This window comes from Lysobacter oculi, assembly GCF_003293695.1.
Lineage (GTDB): Bacteria > Pseudomonadota > Gammaproteobacteria > Xanthomonadales > Xanthomonadaceae > Solilutibacter > Solilutibacter oculi.
Map to the genome: position 1 here is coordinate 1335064 of NZ_CP029556.1, position 16995 is coordinate 1352058.

Below are 16995 nucleotides of genomic sequence, written 5' to 3' on the forward strand. Positions count from 1 at the left end.
TCATGCTGGCCATCGCGCTGGCCACCGGAACCGCCATGACCGCCGCCTGCGCCCAGACCTCCACCCCCGTCGCCCCGATGGTGTCCAGCGACGGCACCCTGCTCTCGGTCAGCGCCGAGGCCAGCAGCAAGCGCGTGCCCGACGTCGCCACCATCTCCACCGGCGTGGTCACGCGCGGCGCTGACAGCAATGCCGCGATGCGCCAGAACGCCGACCAGATGGCCAAGGTGATGGCGGCGCTCAAGGGCGCGGGCATCGCCGAGCGCGACATCCAGACCAGCGGCATCAACCTCAACCCGCAGTACCACTACCAGCAGAACGAGGCGCCGAAGATCACCGGCTACGAGGCGCGCAACACGGTGAGCGTCAAGGTCCGCGACCTGGGCAAGCTCGGCAAAATCATGGACACGCTGGTCGCGCAGGGCGCTAACGAGTTGAACGGCCCGAGTTTCGAGGTCGACAAGCCCGACGAGGCCTATGACGAAGCGCGCCGCGCCGCGCTGGAGAAGGCCCAGGCGCGCGCCGAGATGTACGCCAAGACCCTGGGCCTGAAGGTGCGCCGGATCGTCAGCATCGACGAAGGCAGCGGCGGCTTCCGCCCGCCGGTGATGTACGGCGGGATGCGCGCGATGGCCGCCGACGCGAAGATGGAAACGCAGGTCGCGCCGGGCGAAAGCAATCTCTCGGTCACCCTCAACATCGTCTTCGAACTGGGGCGCTGAGATGGCCGAGCCGCGCAAGCCTACGCCGGGCTATCCCGAGAAGAACCCGGGCGACAAGGGCGAGGCGCAGAAGCCGGACCCGAAGAAGCCACGCAACCCCGACGAGGGCGGGATGCGCCGCGATCCGGAACCGGAAACGCCGGCCGGCTGAAACCACTGTCCGCACAGATGCAGGGGCTCCGAAAGGGGCTCCTGTTTTTTGCGCGTTTCCCGACGCATATCACAACCCCGTTGGCCGCGACCGCGCGTTGTCCTGAGTGCCCATTCCGGCCCGGAGACGACCATGGTGAAGACGCTTCCAATCGCCCACGCGCACGCCGATGACGCGGCGCGCCTCGACCCCGCCCGCATCGGCGGCCTGAGCAGCGCCATCGCGCTGCACCTGATCGCGCTCGGCCTACTGATGATGCCGGCGCAGGTGCCGATGGACATGACGCCCGAGGAAAGCCGCACCCGCTACGAGCCGGTCATCCGCACGCCGCCTCCGCCGCCCCCGCCGCCGATCGAGGTGGACGTGGTGAAGAAGCCTTCGATCACACCGAAGCCGCATCCCGCCCTCACCCCGCCGCGCGAAACCGTGCGCGTGCCGGTTGCCGCGTCATCCAGCACGACATCGGTGACGGTGGACGAAGCGCCGGTCATCGTCGATCACGGCGAGAGCCTGCCGCCGCTCGGCAACGAAGGCGGCGTGGTCGATGGCGGCGAACCGATGGCCGGCGTCGCGCTGCAGTACCTGCGCAACCCGGCACCCGCCTATCCGCGCGATGCGCTGCGCGACGGGCTGGAGGGCACGGTGCTGCTGCGCGTGCTGGTGGACGAGGCCGGCCGCCCGGTCGAGGTGAGCATCGTGACCGGCAGCGGCCATCGCCTGCTGGACCGCGCCGCGCGGGAACAGGTGCTGCGGCATTGGACCTTCGTGCCGGCGCAGCGCAACGGCCGGCCGGTACGCGCCATCGGCACGGTGCCGGTGGTGTTCCGCATCGACCGTTGAGGTGGGGAGGTGGCGATGCCGGCGCGTGGACCGCCCGGCATCGTCATCGACAAACGCACGCTGTCAGGCGCGGTGGTAGGGATGGTTGGCGAGCATCGAGACCGCGCGGTAGAGCTGCTCGGCCAGCACCAGCCGCACCAGCATGTGCGGCAGCGTGAGCGGCCCGAGTGACCAGGTTTCGTCGGCCCGCGCGATGACGTCGGGCGCGTGGCCTTCCGGCCCGCCGATCAGGAAACAGAGGTCACGCCCCTGCCCGCGCCAGTGTTCGAGGCGCGTGGCCAGCTGCTCGGAACTCCACGGTTTGCCGCGCCCGTCCAGCGCGACGACCCAGCTGCCCTTCGGCAGCGCGGCCATCACCCGTTCGCCTTCGTCCTGCATGGCGCGGGCGGCATCGCGGCCCTTGCCACGGATGCCGGGCGCGACTTCCACCAGTTCCAGCGGCAGGCCGTGCGAAAGACGCTTCTGGTATTCGCTGAAACCTTCCGCCACCCATCCCGGCGCACGTTCGCCGACCGCGATGAGCCGGGCTTTCATGCCGCGCGGATCAGACCGTGTCTTCGGCGCCGGTCTCGAACCCCGGCGGTTCGTCGCCGACGGTCCACAGGCGTTCCAGCGCGTAGAACTCGCGCACGCGCGGCAGCATGACGTGGACCACGACATCGCCCAGGTCGACCAGCACCCATTCGGCTTCCTGTTCGCCTTCGACGCCGAGCGGCTGGTAATCAAGCTGCTTGGCGAACTTCACCACCTCGTCGGCGATGGATTTCACATGCCGGGTCGAGGTGCCGGAAACCACCACCATGTAGTCGCAGACGCTGCTCTTGCCGCGCACGTCCAGTTCCACCGCGTCCTGCGCTTTCAGGTTCTCGACCGCGTCGCGCACGGTCTTCAGCAGCACGTCCACCGGCGGCGGCGGGGTCGGGGCGGTGGTCTTGATGACTTGGGCCTGGTTGGTCAAGCGGCGGCTCTCATGGGGCGGGAATGGGGCGATTCTACCGCGCGGGGGTGAAACGACGGTCAGCGCGCGCCGTACAGCCGGTGGCCTTCGATGTAAGCGGCGACGCCCGGCGCCACCCAGTCCCGCCACGGCTGGCCTTGGGCGATGCGCCGCCGCAGCTCGCTGGAGGATTCGGGGCGCAGCGGCAGTTTCAGCCGCAGCAGCCGGCCCGCCGGATGCTCATGCAGCGCGGCGGCCTGGCTGCGCCAGCGCGGGGCGGCGAAATCACGGAGCTCGTCCGGCAGGGTCTGTGGGTCGATGACGCTGCCCGGCCGCTCGGCGATGACGATGTGCGCGAAGTTGGTGAGTTCGCGCCAGCACCGCCACGTCGGCAGTCCGAGGAAGCTGTCGGCACCGACGAGGATGGCGAGCGGTGCCGCATCGCCCAGTGCTTCGCGCAGCTGCACGAGCGTGTCGATAGTGTACGAAGGCCCGGCGCGGCGCAGTTCGCGGTCATCGACATGCAGGCCGGACTGGTCGGCCACGGCGAGCTGGAGCATGGCGCGGCGCTGCTCGGCATCGGCCTCGGTCGGACCTTTGTGCGGCGGGTCGGCGGCCGGCATCAACCAGACATCGGCCTGCAGCCGGTCGCGGGCGCAGCGCGCCACCGCGAGATGGCCCGCGTGGACCGGATCGAAGGTGCCGCCGTACTGGATGCGCAGCGGCTCCACGGCGGGCTCAGGACGCGATGAGCGCCAGTGCGCGCGGCTCGGCCACCGCGACCAGCAGGCGTTCCAGCGCCAGCCAGGCGTCGCCGGACGCGCGGCCCTTGGCGATGCGGTCGACCTGCCCGGCCATCGCCAGGAAGCGCTGCCAGCGTGGCGCGCCGTGGCGCTTGAGTGCGCGCAGGTAGAGCGCCTGCTTGGAATCCCAGATGCGCTGCGCCTTGAATTCGGCGTTGAGGTTGCCGCCGCCGGCCTGCACCTGCGCCAGTTTTTCGGCGATCTGCAGCTCGCGCACCACCATGCCGAGCAGGGCCACGACCACCTCGCCCTCCGCGCGCAGGCCGGCCAGCACGCGCGAGACCTGCGCCGGCTGGCCGTTCAGGGCGGCATCGGTGAGGCGGAAGACATCGAAGCGGGCGGCGTCGGCGACCAGCGACTGCATGGTTTCGGCATCCAGCACCCGGCCCTCGGCCAGCAGGGCGAGCTTGTCCACTTCCTGCGCGGCGGCCAGCAGGTTGCCTTCGACACGCGCGGCCAGCTGGGCGACGGCATCGCGGTCGGCCCGCACGCCTTTCGCGCGCAGGCGGCGCTCCACCCAGTCGACCAGTTCGTGCGGTTTGACCGACCAGGCGACGGCGACATGCCCGACGCGGGCCACGGCCTCGCTCCACTTGCCGGCGTGGGCCTTGCTCCAGTCGCCGGCGACGATCAGCAGGGTCACGCCTGCGGGCGGATCGGCGCAGAAATCGGTGATGACGGTGGCACCGTCCTTGCCGGGCTTGCCGGACGGCAGCCGCACTTCGACCAGCCGCTGGCTGCTGAACAGCCCGAAGCTGCCGAAGGCGGCGGCGACCTCGCCCCAGTCGAAATCACGGCCATCGGCATCGAACACCTCGCGCTCGTCGCATCCGTTGACGCGGGCCTGCGCGCGGACGGCGTCAGCGGCTTCGAGCACCCGCAACGGTTCCTGGCCGGCGATCAGATAGACCGTGCGCAGCGGTTCCCGCGGCAGCTGGTCGGTGAGGCGCTCGGGCGTGAGTTCCACCGCGCGTCAGCGCAGGCGGGAAGAGGCGTCGATGCGCCGCAGGATGGCGGCGGCCATGTCGCGGCGCAGTTCCTTGGCCAGCAGTTCGCGTTCGCTGGCCTTGCCGCGCGAATCGGTGGCCGGGGCCACGTAGTCACGCGAGAGCTCGATCACCTGCTGCGGCACCACATCCTTGCCGTGGCCATCGCGCAGCACGAAGACGGTCGCGTAGCGCAGGCTGAATTCCTGTGCGCGACCCAGCTGGTCCAGCGAGATCGGCAAATCGCCCCAACGCTCCGACATGATCTCCAGCGTGGCCACGCCTTCCGTCGCGGTCGGGTCGGCCGGGGCGGCGGCGCCGGCGCGGGTCAGCGCCTGCGCCAGCGATTCAGCCAGCGGGCTGTACGGGTCCGGCGAGACCACGCGCACTGGGCCCAGGTCATCCGGCAGGGTGAGCGCGTTGCGCAGGTGGAAGCCGCAACCGGCGAGCATCAGGGCGAGGACGGGAATGATCAGCTTCTTCATGGCCGGAAGTCTGGACGATGCGGCGTTGGCAGGCAATGACGACGCCTGAACCGATCCGGGCTCACCCGGCCACGATGTTGACGATGCGCCCCGGCACCACGATGACCTTGCGCACCGTCTGGCCCTGCAGGAAGGCGGCCACCGCCGGCACCGCCAGCGCCGCGGCTTCGACCGCCTCGCGCGGGGCGTCCGGGGCGACATCCACCTGCCCGCGCAGCTTGCCGTTGACCTGCACGGCCAGCGTCAGCGCGTCGCGGACCAGCGCGGCGGGGTCGGCCTGCGGGAAAGCAACATCCTCCAGCACCGTCTCCGGGTGGCCGAGCACCTGCCACAGCGCGTGGCTGATGTGCGGGGTGATCGGGTTCAGCATCAACACCAGCGATTCGAAGGCCTCGTGGCGCACCGCGCGGCCCTGGTCGCCCATGTCGGTGAACTTGCCGAGGTGGTTGAGCAGTTCCATGCAGGCGGCGATGGCGGTGTTGAAGCTGTGCCGGCGGGCGTAGTCGTCGCCGACCTTCTGCAGGGTCTCGTGGACCTGTCGGCGCAGGGTCTTCTGCGCGGCGTCGAGGGCGGCAGGCACGACCTCCGGATGGTCCGGCTGGGCGGCGTGCGTGTGGACCTCGCGCCACAGCCGGCGCAGGAAACGCGCCATGCCGTCGACGCCCGCTTCGTTCCATTCCAGCGACTGGTCCGGCGGCGCGGCGAACATCGAGAACAGACGCACGGTGTCGGCGCCGTAGCGGTCGACCATGGTCTGCGGGTCGACGCCGTTGTTCTTCGACTTCGACATCTTCTCGGTGCCGCCGATCAGCACCGGCTGGCTGTCGGCCTTCAGCGTCGCGCCGGTGACATGGCCGCGCTCGTCGCGCTGCAGCTCGACATCGGCCGGGTTGATCCAGTCCTTCGAGCCATCTTCATTCGCGCGATAGAACGTGTCGGCGATGACCATGCCCTGGGTGAGCAGGCGCCTGGCCGGTTCGTCGCTGTGCACCAGTCCGGCGTCGCGCAGGAGCTTGTGATAGAAGCGGAAATACATCAGGTGCAGGATCGCGTGCTCGATGCCGCCGATGTACTGGTCCACCGGCAGCCAGTAGTTCGCACGCTCGTCCACCATGTCGGCGGCGCCCGGCGAGGTGTAGCGCGCGTAGTACCAGCTGGACTCCATGAAGGTGTCGAAGGTGTCGGTCTCGCGCTCGGCCGGCTTGCCGCAGTTCGGGCAGGTGGTCTTGCGCCATTCCGGGTTCGCCTTGATCGGCGAGACCACCTGGCCGCTGGCGAAGGCGTCCGCCACGTCTTCCGGCAGCACCACCGGCAGCTGGTCTTCCGGCACCGGCAGCGCGCCACAGTCGCTGCAGTAGATGACCGGGATCGGGCAGCCCCAGTAGCGCTGGCGGCTCACGCCCCAGTCGCGCAGGCGGTAGTTGATGCGGCGCAGGCCACTGCCCTCGCCTTCGAAACGCGCGGCGAGTGCGTCGAACGCGCCCTGGTAGTCGAGGCCGTTGTATTCGCCGGAATCGATCAGCCAGCCGCGCTCGGTCATCGCGCCCTGGTCGTTGATGCGTTCCAGATAGTCGCGGACCACGGACACGGCGGCATCGATCTCCACCACATCGATCGGCGCGTGCGCACCCAGCGCCACCGCCATCGGATCGTCCTTGTGGGCGACGTGGGAGGCGATCTCGGCCAGCGCGTCACGCGTTTCGGCATTCGCGATCACCGGCTTGATCGGCAGGCCATAGGCCTTGGCGAATTCCCAGTCACGCTGGTCGTGCGCCGGCACCGCCATCACCGCGCCGGTGCCGTAGCCCATCAGCACGAAGTTGGCGACATAGACCGGCACGTCCTCGCCCGTCACCGGATGGATGGCCCACTGGCCGGTCGCCATGCCGCGCTTTTCCTGCATCTCCAGTTCGGCCTCGGAGACGCCGCCCTTCTTCAGCTCGGCGAGGAACGCGGCCAGCTCGGGGTTGGTCGAAGCCGCCTTCAGCGCCAGCGGGTGTTCACCGGCGATGCTGATGAAGGTGACGCCCATCAGCGTGTCCGGGCGCGTGGTGAACACGGTCAGCGGATCGGCTTCACCATCCACCTTGAAGGCGATCTCCAGCCCCTCGCTGCGCCCGATCCAGTTGCGCTGCATGGTCTTGACCGACTCCGGCCAGCCGTCGAGCGTGTCCAGGCCGTCGAGCAGCTCCTGCGCGTAGTCGGTGATGCGCAGGAACCACTGCGGGATCTCGCGCTTCTCCACCAGCGCGCCAGTGCGCCAGCCGCGGCCGTCGATCACCTGTTCGTTGGCCAGCACGGTCTGGTCCACCGGGTCCCAGTTCACCACCGCGTTCTTGCGGTAAGCCAGGCCCTTCTTCATCAGCCGCACGAACATGCGCTGCTCGTGGACGTAATAGTCCGGGCGGCAGGTGGAGAACTCGCGGCTCCAGTCGATCGCGTAGCCCAGCGACTTCAGCTGCGCACGCATGTGGTCGATGTTGGCGTAGGTCCAGGCCGCCGGCGCGGTCTTTTTCTTGATCGCGGCGTTCTCCGCCGGCAGGCCGAAGGCATCCCAGCCCATCGGCTGCAGCACATTGTGGCCGGTCATGCGCTTGTGGCGGCTGATCACGTCGCCGATGGTGTAGTTGCGCACATGGCCCACGTGCAGCGCGCCGCTCGGGTACGGCAGCATCGACAGGCAGAAATACTTCGGCTTGTCGCCGCCCTCCTTCACCTCGTAGGCGCGGGTCGCGTCCCAGTGGCGCTGGGCGGCGGCCTCGACGGCGGCGGGGTCGTAGGGATGGGCGGAACGGGCGTCTTCTGACATGGCGGCGGCGCATGACGTGATCGGACTGATCAGCCTACCGCAGCGCAGCATGGGCGTCATCCGACGCGCGAGGCCGGACAATCGGGGCTTCCTCTCTCTCCGGAACCGGCATGGGCAACGAATGGATCGGCTATGTGGCCGCCACCCTCACCACCATCGCCTTCGTGCCGCAGGCGCTGCGCACGCTGAAAACGCGCGACACCCGCAGCATCTCGCTGTCGATGTACATCGTGTTCACCGTGGGCATCGCCTGCTGGTTCGGCTACGGGCTGGTGCTGCACTCGTGGCCGATGATCGTCTCCAACGCGATCACCTTCGTGCTCTCCGCCATCATTCTGGGGATGAAGCTTCGCCACGGTTGAGTGAGGCGGCCAGCATCCACCACCAGCCCAGCCACAGCGCGATGCCGAGCCGATGGGCCAACGCCGCCGGCCACAGCACCGGCGCGGCCAGCACCCCCAGCGGCATCAACAGCGCCGCCACCAAGCTGGCCACCCGCACACCACCCGGCAGGCCGCGCGCGAACATCAGCGCCAAAGCCGAGGCCGCGAACACCAGCCACCACGCCATCCACGCCAGCGCGTGCAGGCGGTTGGCGCCGTCGTCCGGCAGGCGCGCGTGATCGAGGTTGCACACGCCCTGCAGCGCAAAACCGAGCGCCGCCAGCAAGCCGAGCTGCAACGCCATCCGCAGCGGCCACGCGCTGCCTTCGCGCAGTGACGCACGCAGCCGCCATGCCAGCATCGCCACCAGCAGGCCCGGCAGCACGAACAGCAGCAGGTTGGCGATGCGCCATCCCCGCATCCCGGCCGCCCCCAGCAGGGCCAGCGGCTGGCGCATGTGGTCGTAGCCTTCGATGCCAAGGCCGAAGCCCCACGCCGCCGCGATGATCGACGCGCCGGCCAGCGCCAGAAGCGACTTCGAGCCCTTCATCGCCACCGCTCACGGTTGCAAAACGCGCGCCGCGCCACCATAGATTCCCGCATCCAGACACCTGACCGGACGCCATCATGACCGATTCCGCCCCCTCGCCCCACGTGTTCGACGCCACCGCCGCGACCTTTGAAACCGAGGTCATCCAGGCCTCGCTCGACACGCCGGTGCTGATCGATTTCTGGGCCACCTGGTGCGGCCCGTGCAAGACGCTCGGTCCCATTCTGGAAAAACTGGCGGGCGAATACGGCGGCGCGTTCCGGCTGGCCAAGATCGACGTGGACAAGGAGCAGCAACTCGGCGCCGCGTTCCAGATCCGCTCGGTGCCGACCGTCATCCTGGTCAAGGGCGGGCAGCTGGTCGATGGTTTCCCCGGCGCGTTGCCGGAAGGCGAACTGCGCCAATTCCTGGCCTCGCACGGCATCGAGCCGATCGCCGTCGATGCGCAGGCCGAGGCCGAACCAGCCCCGCCCGCCGACCCGCACGAGGAAGTCATCCGCCTGCGCAAGCTGGCCGAGACCGAACCCGACAAGGACGAACACAAGCTCGACCTGGCGCTGGCCCTGCTCGCCACCGGCGCCGCGCCGGAGGCCGAACAGCTGCTCGACGCCCTGCCCGCCAACCTCAGCACCGACGACCGCGCGGTCAAGGCACGCGCCCGGCTCGGGTTTGCCGCGCTGTTGAAGGACGCGCCGCCGCGCGAGGTGTTGGCCGCCGCCATCGCCGCCGACCCCGCCGACCTCAAGGCGCGCCACCTGCTCGGCGTGCACGAACTGGTCTCGGGCGATGCAGAAGCCGGGCTCGCGCAGTTCATGGAGATGCTGCGGCGTGACCGCGCCTACGGTGACGGGCTGGCCCGCAAGTCACTGATCGACGCTTTCCGCATCCTCGACGACGAGGATCTGGTGTCGAAGGTGCGCCGGCAGATGTCGTCCCTGCTGCTCAGCTGAAGCGGTTGCCGGCCAACATTCGCCTGCGTATCGTGGGCGCCCCGCCGCCGCGATCCTGCCGCCGATGAAGATGACGCCACGCCTGTTCAAGCTGGGCCTGAACCTGTGGCCGCCCTTCCTGTTCACCGGCATCCACGTCACCGCGGTCGGTGCGGACTGGCGCAGCGCGCGGGTCTAACTGCGACTGCGGCCGTGGAACCGCAACTACGTCGGTACCCAATTCGGCGGCAGCCTGTTCGCGATGACCGATCCGTTCTGGATGCTGCTGATGCTGCACGCCCTGCCGCGCGACTACATCGTCTGGGACAAGGCGGGCGAGATCGAATTCGTGAAGCCGGGCCGCAGCACCGTGCACGCCGAGTTCCGCATCGACGACGCGGTGATCGAGGAGATCAAGGCGGCCGCGGCCGGGCGGCGACAAGGTGCTGCGCTGGTTCGACACCGATGTCATCGATGCCGAAGGCGAAGTGGTCGCGAAGGTGCGCAAGCAGCTCTACATCCGCCGCAAGCGCGACCGTTGAATCACGTGGTCAGGGTGTCGCCGGTGCAAGGCGCGAGCCGGGCAGCGGCAGCACCGGCAACGCTTCCTGCGATGCCGGCGTGGGCACACGCAGCACCGGCACCCGGCTGGTGAGGGCGCGCGGCCCCTGCGGCGTCATGACCTGCCGCACCCAAGGCTGCTGTTCGACGCGCAACACGCGCGCCGACAAACGGTAGGCCGCCGGCAGGCGATGCAGCACGGCCGCCGGATCGCTGAGCGCATCGGGTTGGCCACGCCACCAGGCCAGGGCGGCGAGCATGCGCATCACCGCCAGGTAATCGCGATGACGCGCCGCGTAGGTGTCGAAGCCCGGCTCGGCGACCTTGCCCAGGATGCAGCCGACCGCATTCGACACGCATTGCAGCCGGACCATGCTGGCGGGTTCAAACGGCGGCAGGGGCTCGTCGCGCGCGAACAAGGCATCGGCTTCGGCGGTGCAGAAGCGCGCCAATGGCGCGGCCATCTGCGCACGGGTCATGTCGCGATCGAACAGCAGCTTCTCCTGCACGCCCTTCCTGCGCGCCTGCTCGGTGAGCATCGCCGCCACGCCCTCGCTGGTGAAGCGGTATTCCCCGCGCACCGCCGGGCACATCGTGGTTTCTTCCTTGTCGGGCAGCGCCAGCGCCGCTCCGCATGAGGCGGGCAGCGGCGCGTCATTCGGCCATTCCGCCAGCATCTGCGCCAGCAAAGACGCATAACCGCGACCGGCATAGGCTTGGCCCACCGCCCAGCTGATCAGCATGTCGGTGCGCGCACCCAGCCGGCGCCAGTCCGCCAGCCGGCTGCAGGTGCCGGCGAGCGCGGCTTCCCGATCCCCCTTGGCGAACTGCAGGGCGAGCGTGGTGGCCGGCGCATACGCGGTCCCGAACGACAGGAACGGCATGTCGATTCTGGAAGGAAATGGATTGGCCAGATGGTCGGCGCGGGTCGCCTCGGCGCGGCGCGCGAACCACGCGGCATGGCTGGCCGCCAGTTTTTCGTACGCCGGCAGGTCGGCGCGGACTTTCGCCAGGCAGTCCTCACGCGGACTGCAGAGCAGTTTGCTGCCGGCCTGGTCCGGGGCGTCGTTGCGGTAACGGGCTTCGACGCCCGACACGAAAGGCACGGGCTTGCCGTCCTCGCTCATCGGCGTCGCGGCAAAGGCGGCGACATCGGCCGCCAACAAGGCGTCGCGCCCGGCGGCGGGGACATCGTGATCGGCCAGCCAGAGATCGGCGTAGGCGTTGCGCCCCTGAGGTTTTTCCGACACCGACATCAGTGCCAGTGCATCCCGTTCGGCGCGGCTTGGTCCTACCAGCTTCGACACGCCCCAGAGCGCCGCGAGCAGCAGCAACAGCAGGCCGCCCACGCCGAAAATCCACTTGAATACCTTGTCCATGGTTGATGCCCCATCCGTGTCGATGCCGGACTCTACACAGATGCCGTGATCGGCAACAGCCAGCGCCTAGAATGCGCGCATGGCCATGCCCCCGCAGAAATCCCCCTTCGCCCGCTGGTTCCTGACCGGCCTGCTCACCCTGCTGCCGCTGTGGCTGACCTGGGTGGTGGTGCGCTTCGTGTTCGTGATGCTGTCGGACATCAGCTCGCCCTGGGCCTACCCGCTGCTGGAGCGCATCGCCTCGCAGTGGCCGCAGACGCTTGGCTGGCTGGACGACCCGTGGGCGCGCTTCGCCATCGCGCTGTCCGGCACCGTCATCGCCATCCTGCTGGTTGGCATGCTGGCCACCCGCGTCATCGGCCAGACCCTGCTGCGCGGCTTCGAATCGGTGGTCGCGCGTATCCCGCTGGCGAGCACCGTGTATGGCAGCGCACGCAAACTGCTCGACATCCTGCAGACCTCGCCCGATGGCAGCCAGCGCGTGGTGCTGATCGATTTCCCGAATGCGGAAATGAAGACGCTCGGTTTCGTCACCAAGGTGGTGCGCGAAGTGGGCACCGGGCGCGAACTCGCCGCCGTGTACGTGCCGACCACGCCCAATCCCACGTCGGGGTATCTGGAAATCGTGCCGGTCGAGAAGCTGACGATGACCGACTGGACGGTGGACGAGGCGATGAGCTTCATCATTTCCGGCGGCGCGGTGTCGCCCGACGAAATCCCGTTCGCGCCGGTGCAGAAAACCGCGGAGTGAGGCGATGACGTCGCGCCTGACCGCCATCCTGCTGGCCGGCCTGCTGTGGCTGGCGGGCGTGCCGGCACCCGTGCAGGCGGCGACCGGCCTGCATCCGCAGACCGTGACCCTGCGCGGCGGCAAGCAGGTCAGGCTGCAGGTAGCCGACGGCTTCAAGCTCACGCCGGTGGCCGACGGCATGCGCCGCCCCCGTTTCATGGCGATGAGCCCGGACAACCGCCTGTTCGTCGGCGACATGCACGCGATGGGCGACAACGACCGCGGCGTGGTCTACGTGCTGGATGGCTGGAACGCCGACACCGGTCGCGTCAGCACGGTCACGCGCTGGGCCACCGGCCTGCGCAATCCACACAGCCTCGCCTTCCATGTCGATGCGCAGGGCCGCGCATGGCTGTACCTCGCGCTCACCGACCGGCTGCTGCGTTATCCGTACCGCAACGGCGAACGCGCCCCGAGCGGCGCGCCGCAGGTCATCGCGCGCTTCCCGGATGGCGGCCTGAGCGCAGCCAACGGCGGCTGGCACCTGACCCGCACCGTGCTGGTCGCGCCCAACGGCAAGCTGTATGTCTCGGTGGGCAGCAGTTGCAACGCCTGCATCGAAAAGGAAGCCTGGCGCGGCGTGGTGCTGGAGATGGACCCCGACGGCAGCCAGGCCCGCATCCTTGCGCGTGGCATCCGCAACGCGGTTGGGATGGACTGGGTGGAGGGCGGCGTGGTGGTGACCAACCAGGGCGTCGATCACCTGGGCCGCGATGCGCCGGACGACACCGTATACAAGCTCCGCGCCGGCGCCGATTACGGCTGGCCGCATTGCTACGCGCGCAACGGCAAAATCCTGCCCGACCCGGAATACCCGCGGAAGTCCGGCTGCGGGCAGGTGCCGCGCCCGTTCTCGCGCTTCGCGCCGCACAGCTCGGCGCTCGGCATCGCGTGGATGGCGAAGGACGGCAACGCGCTGCTCGGCGGACGCTACGTCGTGGCGCTGCATGGCTCGGGCAGCTTCCGCATGGGGCGCGGTTATCGCGTCGCCACGTTGGACGCCGCGGGCCGCCCTGCCGCCGCGCTGGTCGATGGCTTCCTGCGCAACGGCACGGTGCAGGGCCGCCCCTGCGGCGTGCTGCGCATCGGTCCCGACCGCCTGCTGGTCAGCGACGACAAGGCCGGCGTCATCTATTACCTGCGCCCGGACCGCTGACCGGCGCATCCATGACTTCCAGCGGGTGTCGCCGGTCGCGGCTTTGGCGCACACTCGGGCTCCCTTCCCGTGGATGCCCTGACATGCGCCTGCAACCCCTCGCCCTCGCCCTGTGCATCGCGCTCGCCGGCTGCGCGACCGCACCCGCTTCCGCGCCGCCGCCGGTCACGCCCGCATCGCAATCCCCCGCCCCCGCCGCCGACAAAGCCACCCAGCTCGACGCGCTGTATGCCGAGTACTGGGAAGAGATGCTGAAGATGAACCCCATCCAGGCCACCTTCCAGGGCGACAACCGCTACAACGACCAGATGCCGGACTTCTATTCGAAGGCCTTCCGCGACGAAGGCCGCGCCTTCACCCAGCGCTGGCTGGACCGCGTGCAGGCGATCGGGCCGGACGGACTCTCCGGGCAGGACCTGGTGAGCTACCAGATCTTCGTCAACGAGGCGAAGGACGGCCTGTACGCCGAGAAATTCCCGAACTGGATGCTGCCGGTCAACCAGATGGGCAGCCTGGTGACGTACGCCGCCATGCTCGGTTCCGGCACCGGCGCGCAGCCGTTCAAGACGGTCAAGGACTACGACAACTGGCTGGCCCGCGGCAACCGCCTGCCGGTGCTGGTGGACAGCATGATCGGCAACATGCGCGAAGGCATGAAGGCCGGCGTGGTGCAACCGCGTGCGTTGATGGTGAAGGTGGTGCCGCAGATCGACGCCATCATCAAGCCCAAGCCCGAGGACACCCTGTTCTGGGGCCCGGTGAAGGCGATGCCGGCCGATTTCGGCGCCGCCGACAAGGCGCGTCTCACCGATGCCTACCGCGCGATGATCGGCCAGCAGATGATGCCTTCGTTCAAGAAGCTGCGCGACTTCATCGCCAACGAATACCTGCCGGCCACGCGTGAGAGCGTGGGCATGGACAAGCTGCCGAACGGCGCCGAGTGGTACGCCTTCAACGTCAAGCAGACCACGACCACCGACCTGACGCCCGCGCAGATCCACCAGATCGGGCTGGACGAAGTGGCGCGCATCCACGGCGAGATCCGCCAGGTGATGAAGGAGGTCGGCTTCAAGGGATCGCTGCAGGATTTCTTCAAATTCATGCGCACCGACAAGCGCTTCAACTACAAGTCCGAGGCCGACCTGCTCAAGCACTACCGCGGGCTGGAGGCGAAGATCAACACGCGCATCCCCGAGCAGTTCTCCCTGATGCCGAAGGCCGGCTTCGAGATCCGCCCGGTGGAAGCCTTCCGCGCCAAGTCGGCGGCGGGCGGCGAATACCAGGGCCCGAGCGAGGACGGCACGCGTCCGGGCATCTTCTACGTCAACACCTACGACCTGCCCTCGCGCAAGACCTGGGATGCCGAGAACCTGTACCTGCACGAGGCCATCCCCGGCCACCACTTCCAGATCGCGCTGCAGCAGGAGTTGAAGGGCGTGCCGGCGTTCCGTCGCTTCGGTGGGCAGACGGCCTATATCGAAGGCTGGGGGCTGTACGCGGAATCGCTGGGCAAGGCGCTGGGCGTGTACGAGTCACCGTATGACTACTTCGGCCGCCTGCAGAACGAGCTGTGGCGCGCGATCCGCCTGGTCACCGACACCGGCCTGCACAGCAAGGGCTGGACCCGCGACCAGGTGATCAAGTACATGCTCGACAACTCCGCCGAAAGCGAAACCCAGTCCACCGCCGAAGCCGAGCGTTACATCGCCTGGCCCTCGCAGGCGACCGCCTACAAGATCGGCGAGTTGAAGATCCAGGAACTGAAGAAGCGGGCGCAGGCGGCGCTGGGCGACAGGTTCGACCCGCGCGAGTTCCATGCCGAAGTGCTGAAGGACGGCTCGGTGCCGCTGGACGTGCTGGAAGCGAAGATCGACCGCTGGATCGCGTCGAAGAAGGGATGAAACCGCATCGACATGCATAAACGAAAACGCCGGCATCATGCCGGCGTTTTCGCATCAGCTCATCAAGGCATCAGGCCGAAGCGGCCGGCCTGCGCGGGCCGCGACCGCGACCACCCGCCGGCTTGGCACCGGCATGCGACTTCGCGCCCTGGGCCTGCTGCGGCTTGCCGTGCGCGCGATGCGCCGGCTTGGCACCACCCGGCTTGCGCGGAGCGCCATGCCCGGCGGGCTTGCCGCGACCGCGATTACCGCCGTTCGTCGGCATCGGGCCATCGAGGCGCAGCGGGCGGTCCAGCTCGTAGCCCTTGCGCGATTCAACGGTGATGTCGGCCTTCAGCAGGCGCTGGATCTGCCGCAGCAGCGGGCCTTCCTCGTGCGAGACCAGCGACAGCGCCTCGCCTTCCATGCCGTTGCGACCAGTGCGGCCGATGCGGTGCACGTAGTCCTCGGCGACCATCGGCAGGTCGTGATTGATCACCAGCGGCAGCGCCGGGATGTCGAGGCCGCGCGCGGCGACGTCGGTGGCGACCAGGATGCGCGTCTTGCCGGACTTGAACGCATCCAGCGCCTTCTGGCGCGCCGCCTGGCTCTTGTTGCCGTGGATCGCGAGCGCTGGCAGGCCAGACTCTTCCAGCTGTTCGGCCAGGCGATTGCAGCCGTGCTTGGTCTTGCCGAAGATCAGCACGCGGTCGGTGTGGCGCTCGGACAGGATGTCGACCAGCAGGTCACGCTTCTTCTTCGCATCCACCGGGTGCACGCGGTGCACGATGGTGTCGGCGATGGTGTTCTGCGCGGCCACCTGCACTTCCACCGGCGACTTCAGGTATTCCATCGCCAGCGCCTTGATGCGCGGCTCGAAGGTGGCCGAGAACAGCAGGGTCTGGCGCTCCTTCGGCACGCGGGCAAGGATGCGCTTCATCGAGGGCAGGAAGCCCATGTCGAGCATGCGGTCGGCTTCGTCCAGCACCAGCACTTCGACGTTGTCGAGCTTGGCGTTGCCCTGCTCCATGTGGTCGAGCAGGCGGCCCGGACAGGCCACCAGCACGTCCACGCCGCGCCGCAGGTTGTCCACCTGCGGCTGCATGCCGACGCCGCCGAACAGCGTGGTCACGTTCAGGCGCAAATGACGCGCGTAGGTCTTCAGGTTGTCGGCGACTTGCACGGCGAGTTCGCGGGTCGGCACCAGCACCAGCGCGCGCGGCTTGCGCGGGCCCTTGGGCGGCGTTTCCTTGGACAGGCGCTGCAGCATGGGCAGGCCGAACGCGGCGGTCTTGCCGGTGCCGGTCTGGGCGCCGCCCAGCAGGTCATGGCCGGACAGCACGTGCGGGATCGCCTGCTGCTGGATCGGGGTGGGCGTGGCATAGCCGGCATCGGCGAGCGCACGCAGCAACGCGGGCGAAAGCCCGAGGGTTTCAAACGTCATGTGGAACTCCGTCAAACGTATCGCCGCACCGCGATTGCGATGCGGATTTACCCGGAGCTTTCCATGCCGCGCTGCGAGTAAGGGATGACGCCGGGGCCGGAAGGCCGGGCGTGGCAGCGCGACGAAAGACGTGCGGGAGAGGCCGATGGACGCGCGGATGTGGCTGCGGGACCAAGAGCGGGCTGCCGTG

General features: G+C 68.8%; 17 protein-coding genes and 1 pseudogene. 9 read left to right on the forward strand and 9 right to left on the reverse strand.

The window, feature by feature from the left end:
- Positions 1-2 precede the first annotated feature (2 nt).
- The 3 genes from DCD74_RS06470 (at position 3) to DCD74_RS06475 (ending at position 1713) form a co-directional block, all read left to right on the forward strand.
- Positions 3-722 carry an SIMPL domain-containing protein gene (locus DCD74_RS06470; RefSeq protein ID WP_112926595.1) on the forward strand — a complete coding sequence of 240 codons (720 nt, stop codon included), beginning with the start codon at positions 3-5 and terminating at the stop codon, positions 720-722.
- A gap of 1 nt (position 723) precedes the next feature.
- Positions 724-873: a hypothetical protein gene (locus tag DCD74_RS12655; RefSeq protein WP_162615923.1), complete on the forward strand. Its 150-nt coding sequence runs from the start codon at positions 724-726 to the stop codon at positions 871-873.
- Positions 874-1005: 132 nt separating this feature from the next.
- A complete protein-coding gene (locus DCD74_RS06475) occupies positions 1006-1713 on the forward strand; it encodes an energy transducer TonB (RefSeq protein WP_112926596.1) in 708 nt (235 codons plus the stop codon).
- Between the two features lie 63 nt (positions 1714-1776).
- Here DCD74_RS06475 and rlmH read toward each other — a convergent pair whose 3' ends face one another.
- The 6 genes from rlmH to leuS all read right to left on the reverse strand — a co-directional run bounded on the left by rlmH (position 1777) and on the right by leuS (position 7733).
- Positions 1777-2247, reverse strand: a complete 471-nt coding sequence (rlmH, locus tag DCD74_RS06480; RefSeq protein ID WP_112926597.1) for a 23S rRNA (pseudouridine(1915)-N(3))-methyltransferase RlmH — start codon at positions 2245-2247, stop codon at positions 1777-1779.
- 10 nt (positions 2248-2257) lie between these two features.
- Positions 2258-2671: a ribosome silencing factor gene (gene rsfS, locus DCD74_RS06485; RefSeq protein WP_112926598.1), complete on the reverse strand. Its 414-nt coding sequence runs from the start codon at positions 2669-2671 to the stop codon at positions 2258-2260.
- Positions 2672-2730: 59 nt separating this feature from the next.
- Positions 2731-3381: a nicotinate-nucleotide adenylyltransferase gene (gene nadD, locus DCD74_RS06490; protein WP_112926599.1), complete on the reverse strand. Its 651-nt coding sequence runs from the start codon at positions 3379-3381 to the stop codon at positions 2731-2733.
- A gap of 7 nt (positions 3382-3388) precedes the next feature.
- Positions 3389-4420 (reverse strand): DNA polymerase III subunit delta, encoded by a 1032-nt coding sequence (gene holA, locus DCD74_RS06495; RefSeq protein WP_112926600.1) that lies wholly within the window; start codon positions 4418-4420, stop codon positions 3389-3391.
- Between the two features lie 6 nt (positions 4421-4426).
- A complete protein-coding gene (locus tag DCD74_RS06500; protein ID WP_112926601.1) occupies positions 4427-4924 on the reverse strand; it encodes an LPS-assembly lipoprotein LptE in 498 nt (165 codons plus the stop codon).
- A gap of 61 nt (positions 4925-4985) precedes the next feature.
- Complete coding sequence (leuS, locus tag DCD74_RS06505; RefSeq protein ID WP_112926602.1) at positions 4986-7733, reverse strand: leucine--tRNA ligase; 2748 nt, start codon at positions 7731-7733, stop codon at positions 4986-4988.
- Positions 7734-7843: 110 nt separating this feature from the next.
- On the opposite strand from leuS, the gene DCD74_RS06510 reads away from it, so the two are divergent.
- Positions 7844-8095 (forward strand): SemiSWEET transporter, encoded by a 252-nt coding sequence (locus DCD74_RS06510; protein ID WP_112926603.1) that lies wholly within the window; start codon positions 7844-7846, stop codon positions 8093-8095.
- On the opposite strand, the gene DCD74_RS06515 is transcribed toward DCD74_RS06510, so the two are convergent.
- A complete protein-coding gene (locus tag DCD74_RS06515; protein ID WP_112926604.1) occupies positions 8064-8666 on the reverse strand; it encodes a DUF998 domain-containing protein in 603 nt (200 codons plus the stop codon). The genes DCD74_RS06510 and DCD74_RS06515 overlap by 32 nt on opposite strands.
- A gap of 77 nt (positions 8667-8743) precedes the next feature.
- Between DCD74_RS06515 and trxA the strand changes: the two genes are divergently transcribed.
- Positions 8744-9616, forward strand: coding sequence for a thioredoxin (trxA, locus tag DCD74_RS06520; protein WP_112926605.1), 873 nt, complete (start codon positions 8744-8746; stop codon positions 9614-9616).
- Positions 9617-9686: 70 nt separating this feature from the next.
- Positions 9687-10137, forward strand: a pseudogene (locus DCD74_RS06525) (DUF4442 domain-containing protein).
- Between the two features lie 9 nt (positions 10138-10146).
- Here DCD74_RS06525 and DCD74_RS06530 read toward each other — a convergent pair.
- Positions 10147-11535, reverse strand: coding sequence for a hypothetical protein (locus DCD74_RS06530; protein ID WP_112926606.1), 1389 nt, complete (start codon positions 11533-11535; stop codon positions 10147-10149).
- A 79-nt stretch (positions 11536-11614) separates the two neighbouring features.
- Between DCD74_RS06530 and DCD74_RS06535 the strand changes: the two genes are divergently transcribed.
- From DCD74_RS06535 to DCD74_RS06545, 3 genes are all read left to right on the forward strand, one after another.
- The gene (locus DCD74_RS06535; RefSeq protein WP_112926607.1) at positions 11615-12286 is read left to right on the forward strand and encodes a DUF502 domain-containing protein; all 672 of its coding nucleotides are present in this window, start codon (positions 11615-11617) and stop codon (positions 12284-12286) included.
- 4 nt (positions 12287-12290) lie between these two features.
- Complete coding sequence (locus DCD74_RS06540) at positions 12291-13481, forward strand: PQQ-dependent sugar dehydrogenase (protein WP_112926608.1); 1191 nt, start codon at positions 12291-12293, stop codon at positions 13479-13481.
- Positions 13482-13564: 83 nt separating this feature from the next.
- On the forward strand, positions 13565-15382 hold the full coding sequence (locus DCD74_RS06545) for a DUF885 domain-containing protein (RefSeq protein WP_112926609.1): 1818 nt from the start codon (positions 13565-13567) through the stop codon (positions 15380-15382).
- Between the two features lie 70 nt (positions 15383-15452).
- On the opposite strand, the gene DCD74_RS06550 is transcribed toward DCD74_RS06545, so the two are convergent.
- Entirely contained in the window at positions 15453-16805 is a 1353-nt protein-coding gene (locus DCD74_RS06550; RefSeq protein WP_112926610.1) for a DEAD/DEAH box helicase, read from the reverse strand.
- Positions 16806-16995: the final 190 nt, after the last annotated feature.

Excerpts from the sequence above, each read along its gene's own strand:
- DCD74_RS06535 (WP_112926607.1), top strand. The coding sequence starts at position 11,615 with ATGGCCATGCCCCCGCAGAAATCCCCCTTCGCCCGCTGGTTCCTGACC.
- DCD74_RS06475 (WP_112926596.1), top strand. The coding sequence starts at position 1,006 with ATGGTGAAGACGCTTCCAATCGCCCACGCGCACGCCGATGACGCGGCG.
- DCD74_RS06550 (WP_112926610.1), bottom strand. The coding sequence starts at position 16,805 with ATGACGTTTGAAACCCTCGGGCTTTCGCCCGCGTTGCTGCGTGCGCTC.
- rlmH (WP_112926597.1), bottom strand. The coding sequence starts at position 2,247 with ATGAAAGCCCGGCTCATCGCGGTCGGCGAACGTGCGCCGGGATGGGTG.
- DCD74_RS06515 (WP_112926604.1), bottom strand. The coding sequence starts at position 8,666 with ATGAAGGGCTCGAAGTCGCTTCTGGCGCTGGCCGGCGCGTCGATCATC.
- leuS (WP_112926602.1), bottom strand. The coding sequence starts at position 7,733 with ATGTCAGAAGACGCCCGTTCCGCCCATCCCTACGACCCCGCCGCCGTC.
- DCD74_RS06510 (WP_112926603.1), top strand. The coding sequence starts at position 7,844 with ATGGGCAACGAATGGATCGGCTATGTGGCCGCCACCCTCACCACCATC.
- DCD74_RS06500 (WP_112926601.1), bottom strand. The coding sequence starts at position 4,924 with ATGAAGAAGCTGATCATTCCCGTCCTCGCCCTGATGCTCGCCGGTTGC.
- DCD74_RS06545 (WP_112926609.1), top strand. The coding sequence starts at position 13,565 with ATGCGCCTGCAACCCCTCGCCCTCGCCCTGTGCATCGCGCTCGCCGGC.
- DCD74_RS12655 (WP_162615923.1), top strand. The coding sequence starts at position 724 with ATGGCCGAGCCGCGCAAGCCTACGCCGGGCTATCCCGAGAAGAACCCG.
- DCD74_RS06530 (WP_112926606.1), bottom strand. The coding sequence starts at position 11,535 with ATGGACAAGGTATTCAAGTGGATTTTCGGCGTGGGCGGCCTGCTGTTG.
- DCD74_RS06470 (WP_112926595.1), top strand. The coding sequence starts at position 3 with ATGCTGGCCATCGCGCTGGCCACCGGAACCGCCATGACCGCCGCCTGC.
- DCD74_RS06540 (WP_112926608.1), top strand. The coding sequence starts at position 12,291 with ATGACGTCGCGCCTGACCGCCATCCTGCTGGCCGGCCTGCTGTGGCTG.
- trxA (WP_112926605.1), top strand. The coding sequence starts at position 8,744 with ATGACCGATTCCGCCCCCTCGCCCCACGTGTTCGACGCCACCGCCGCG.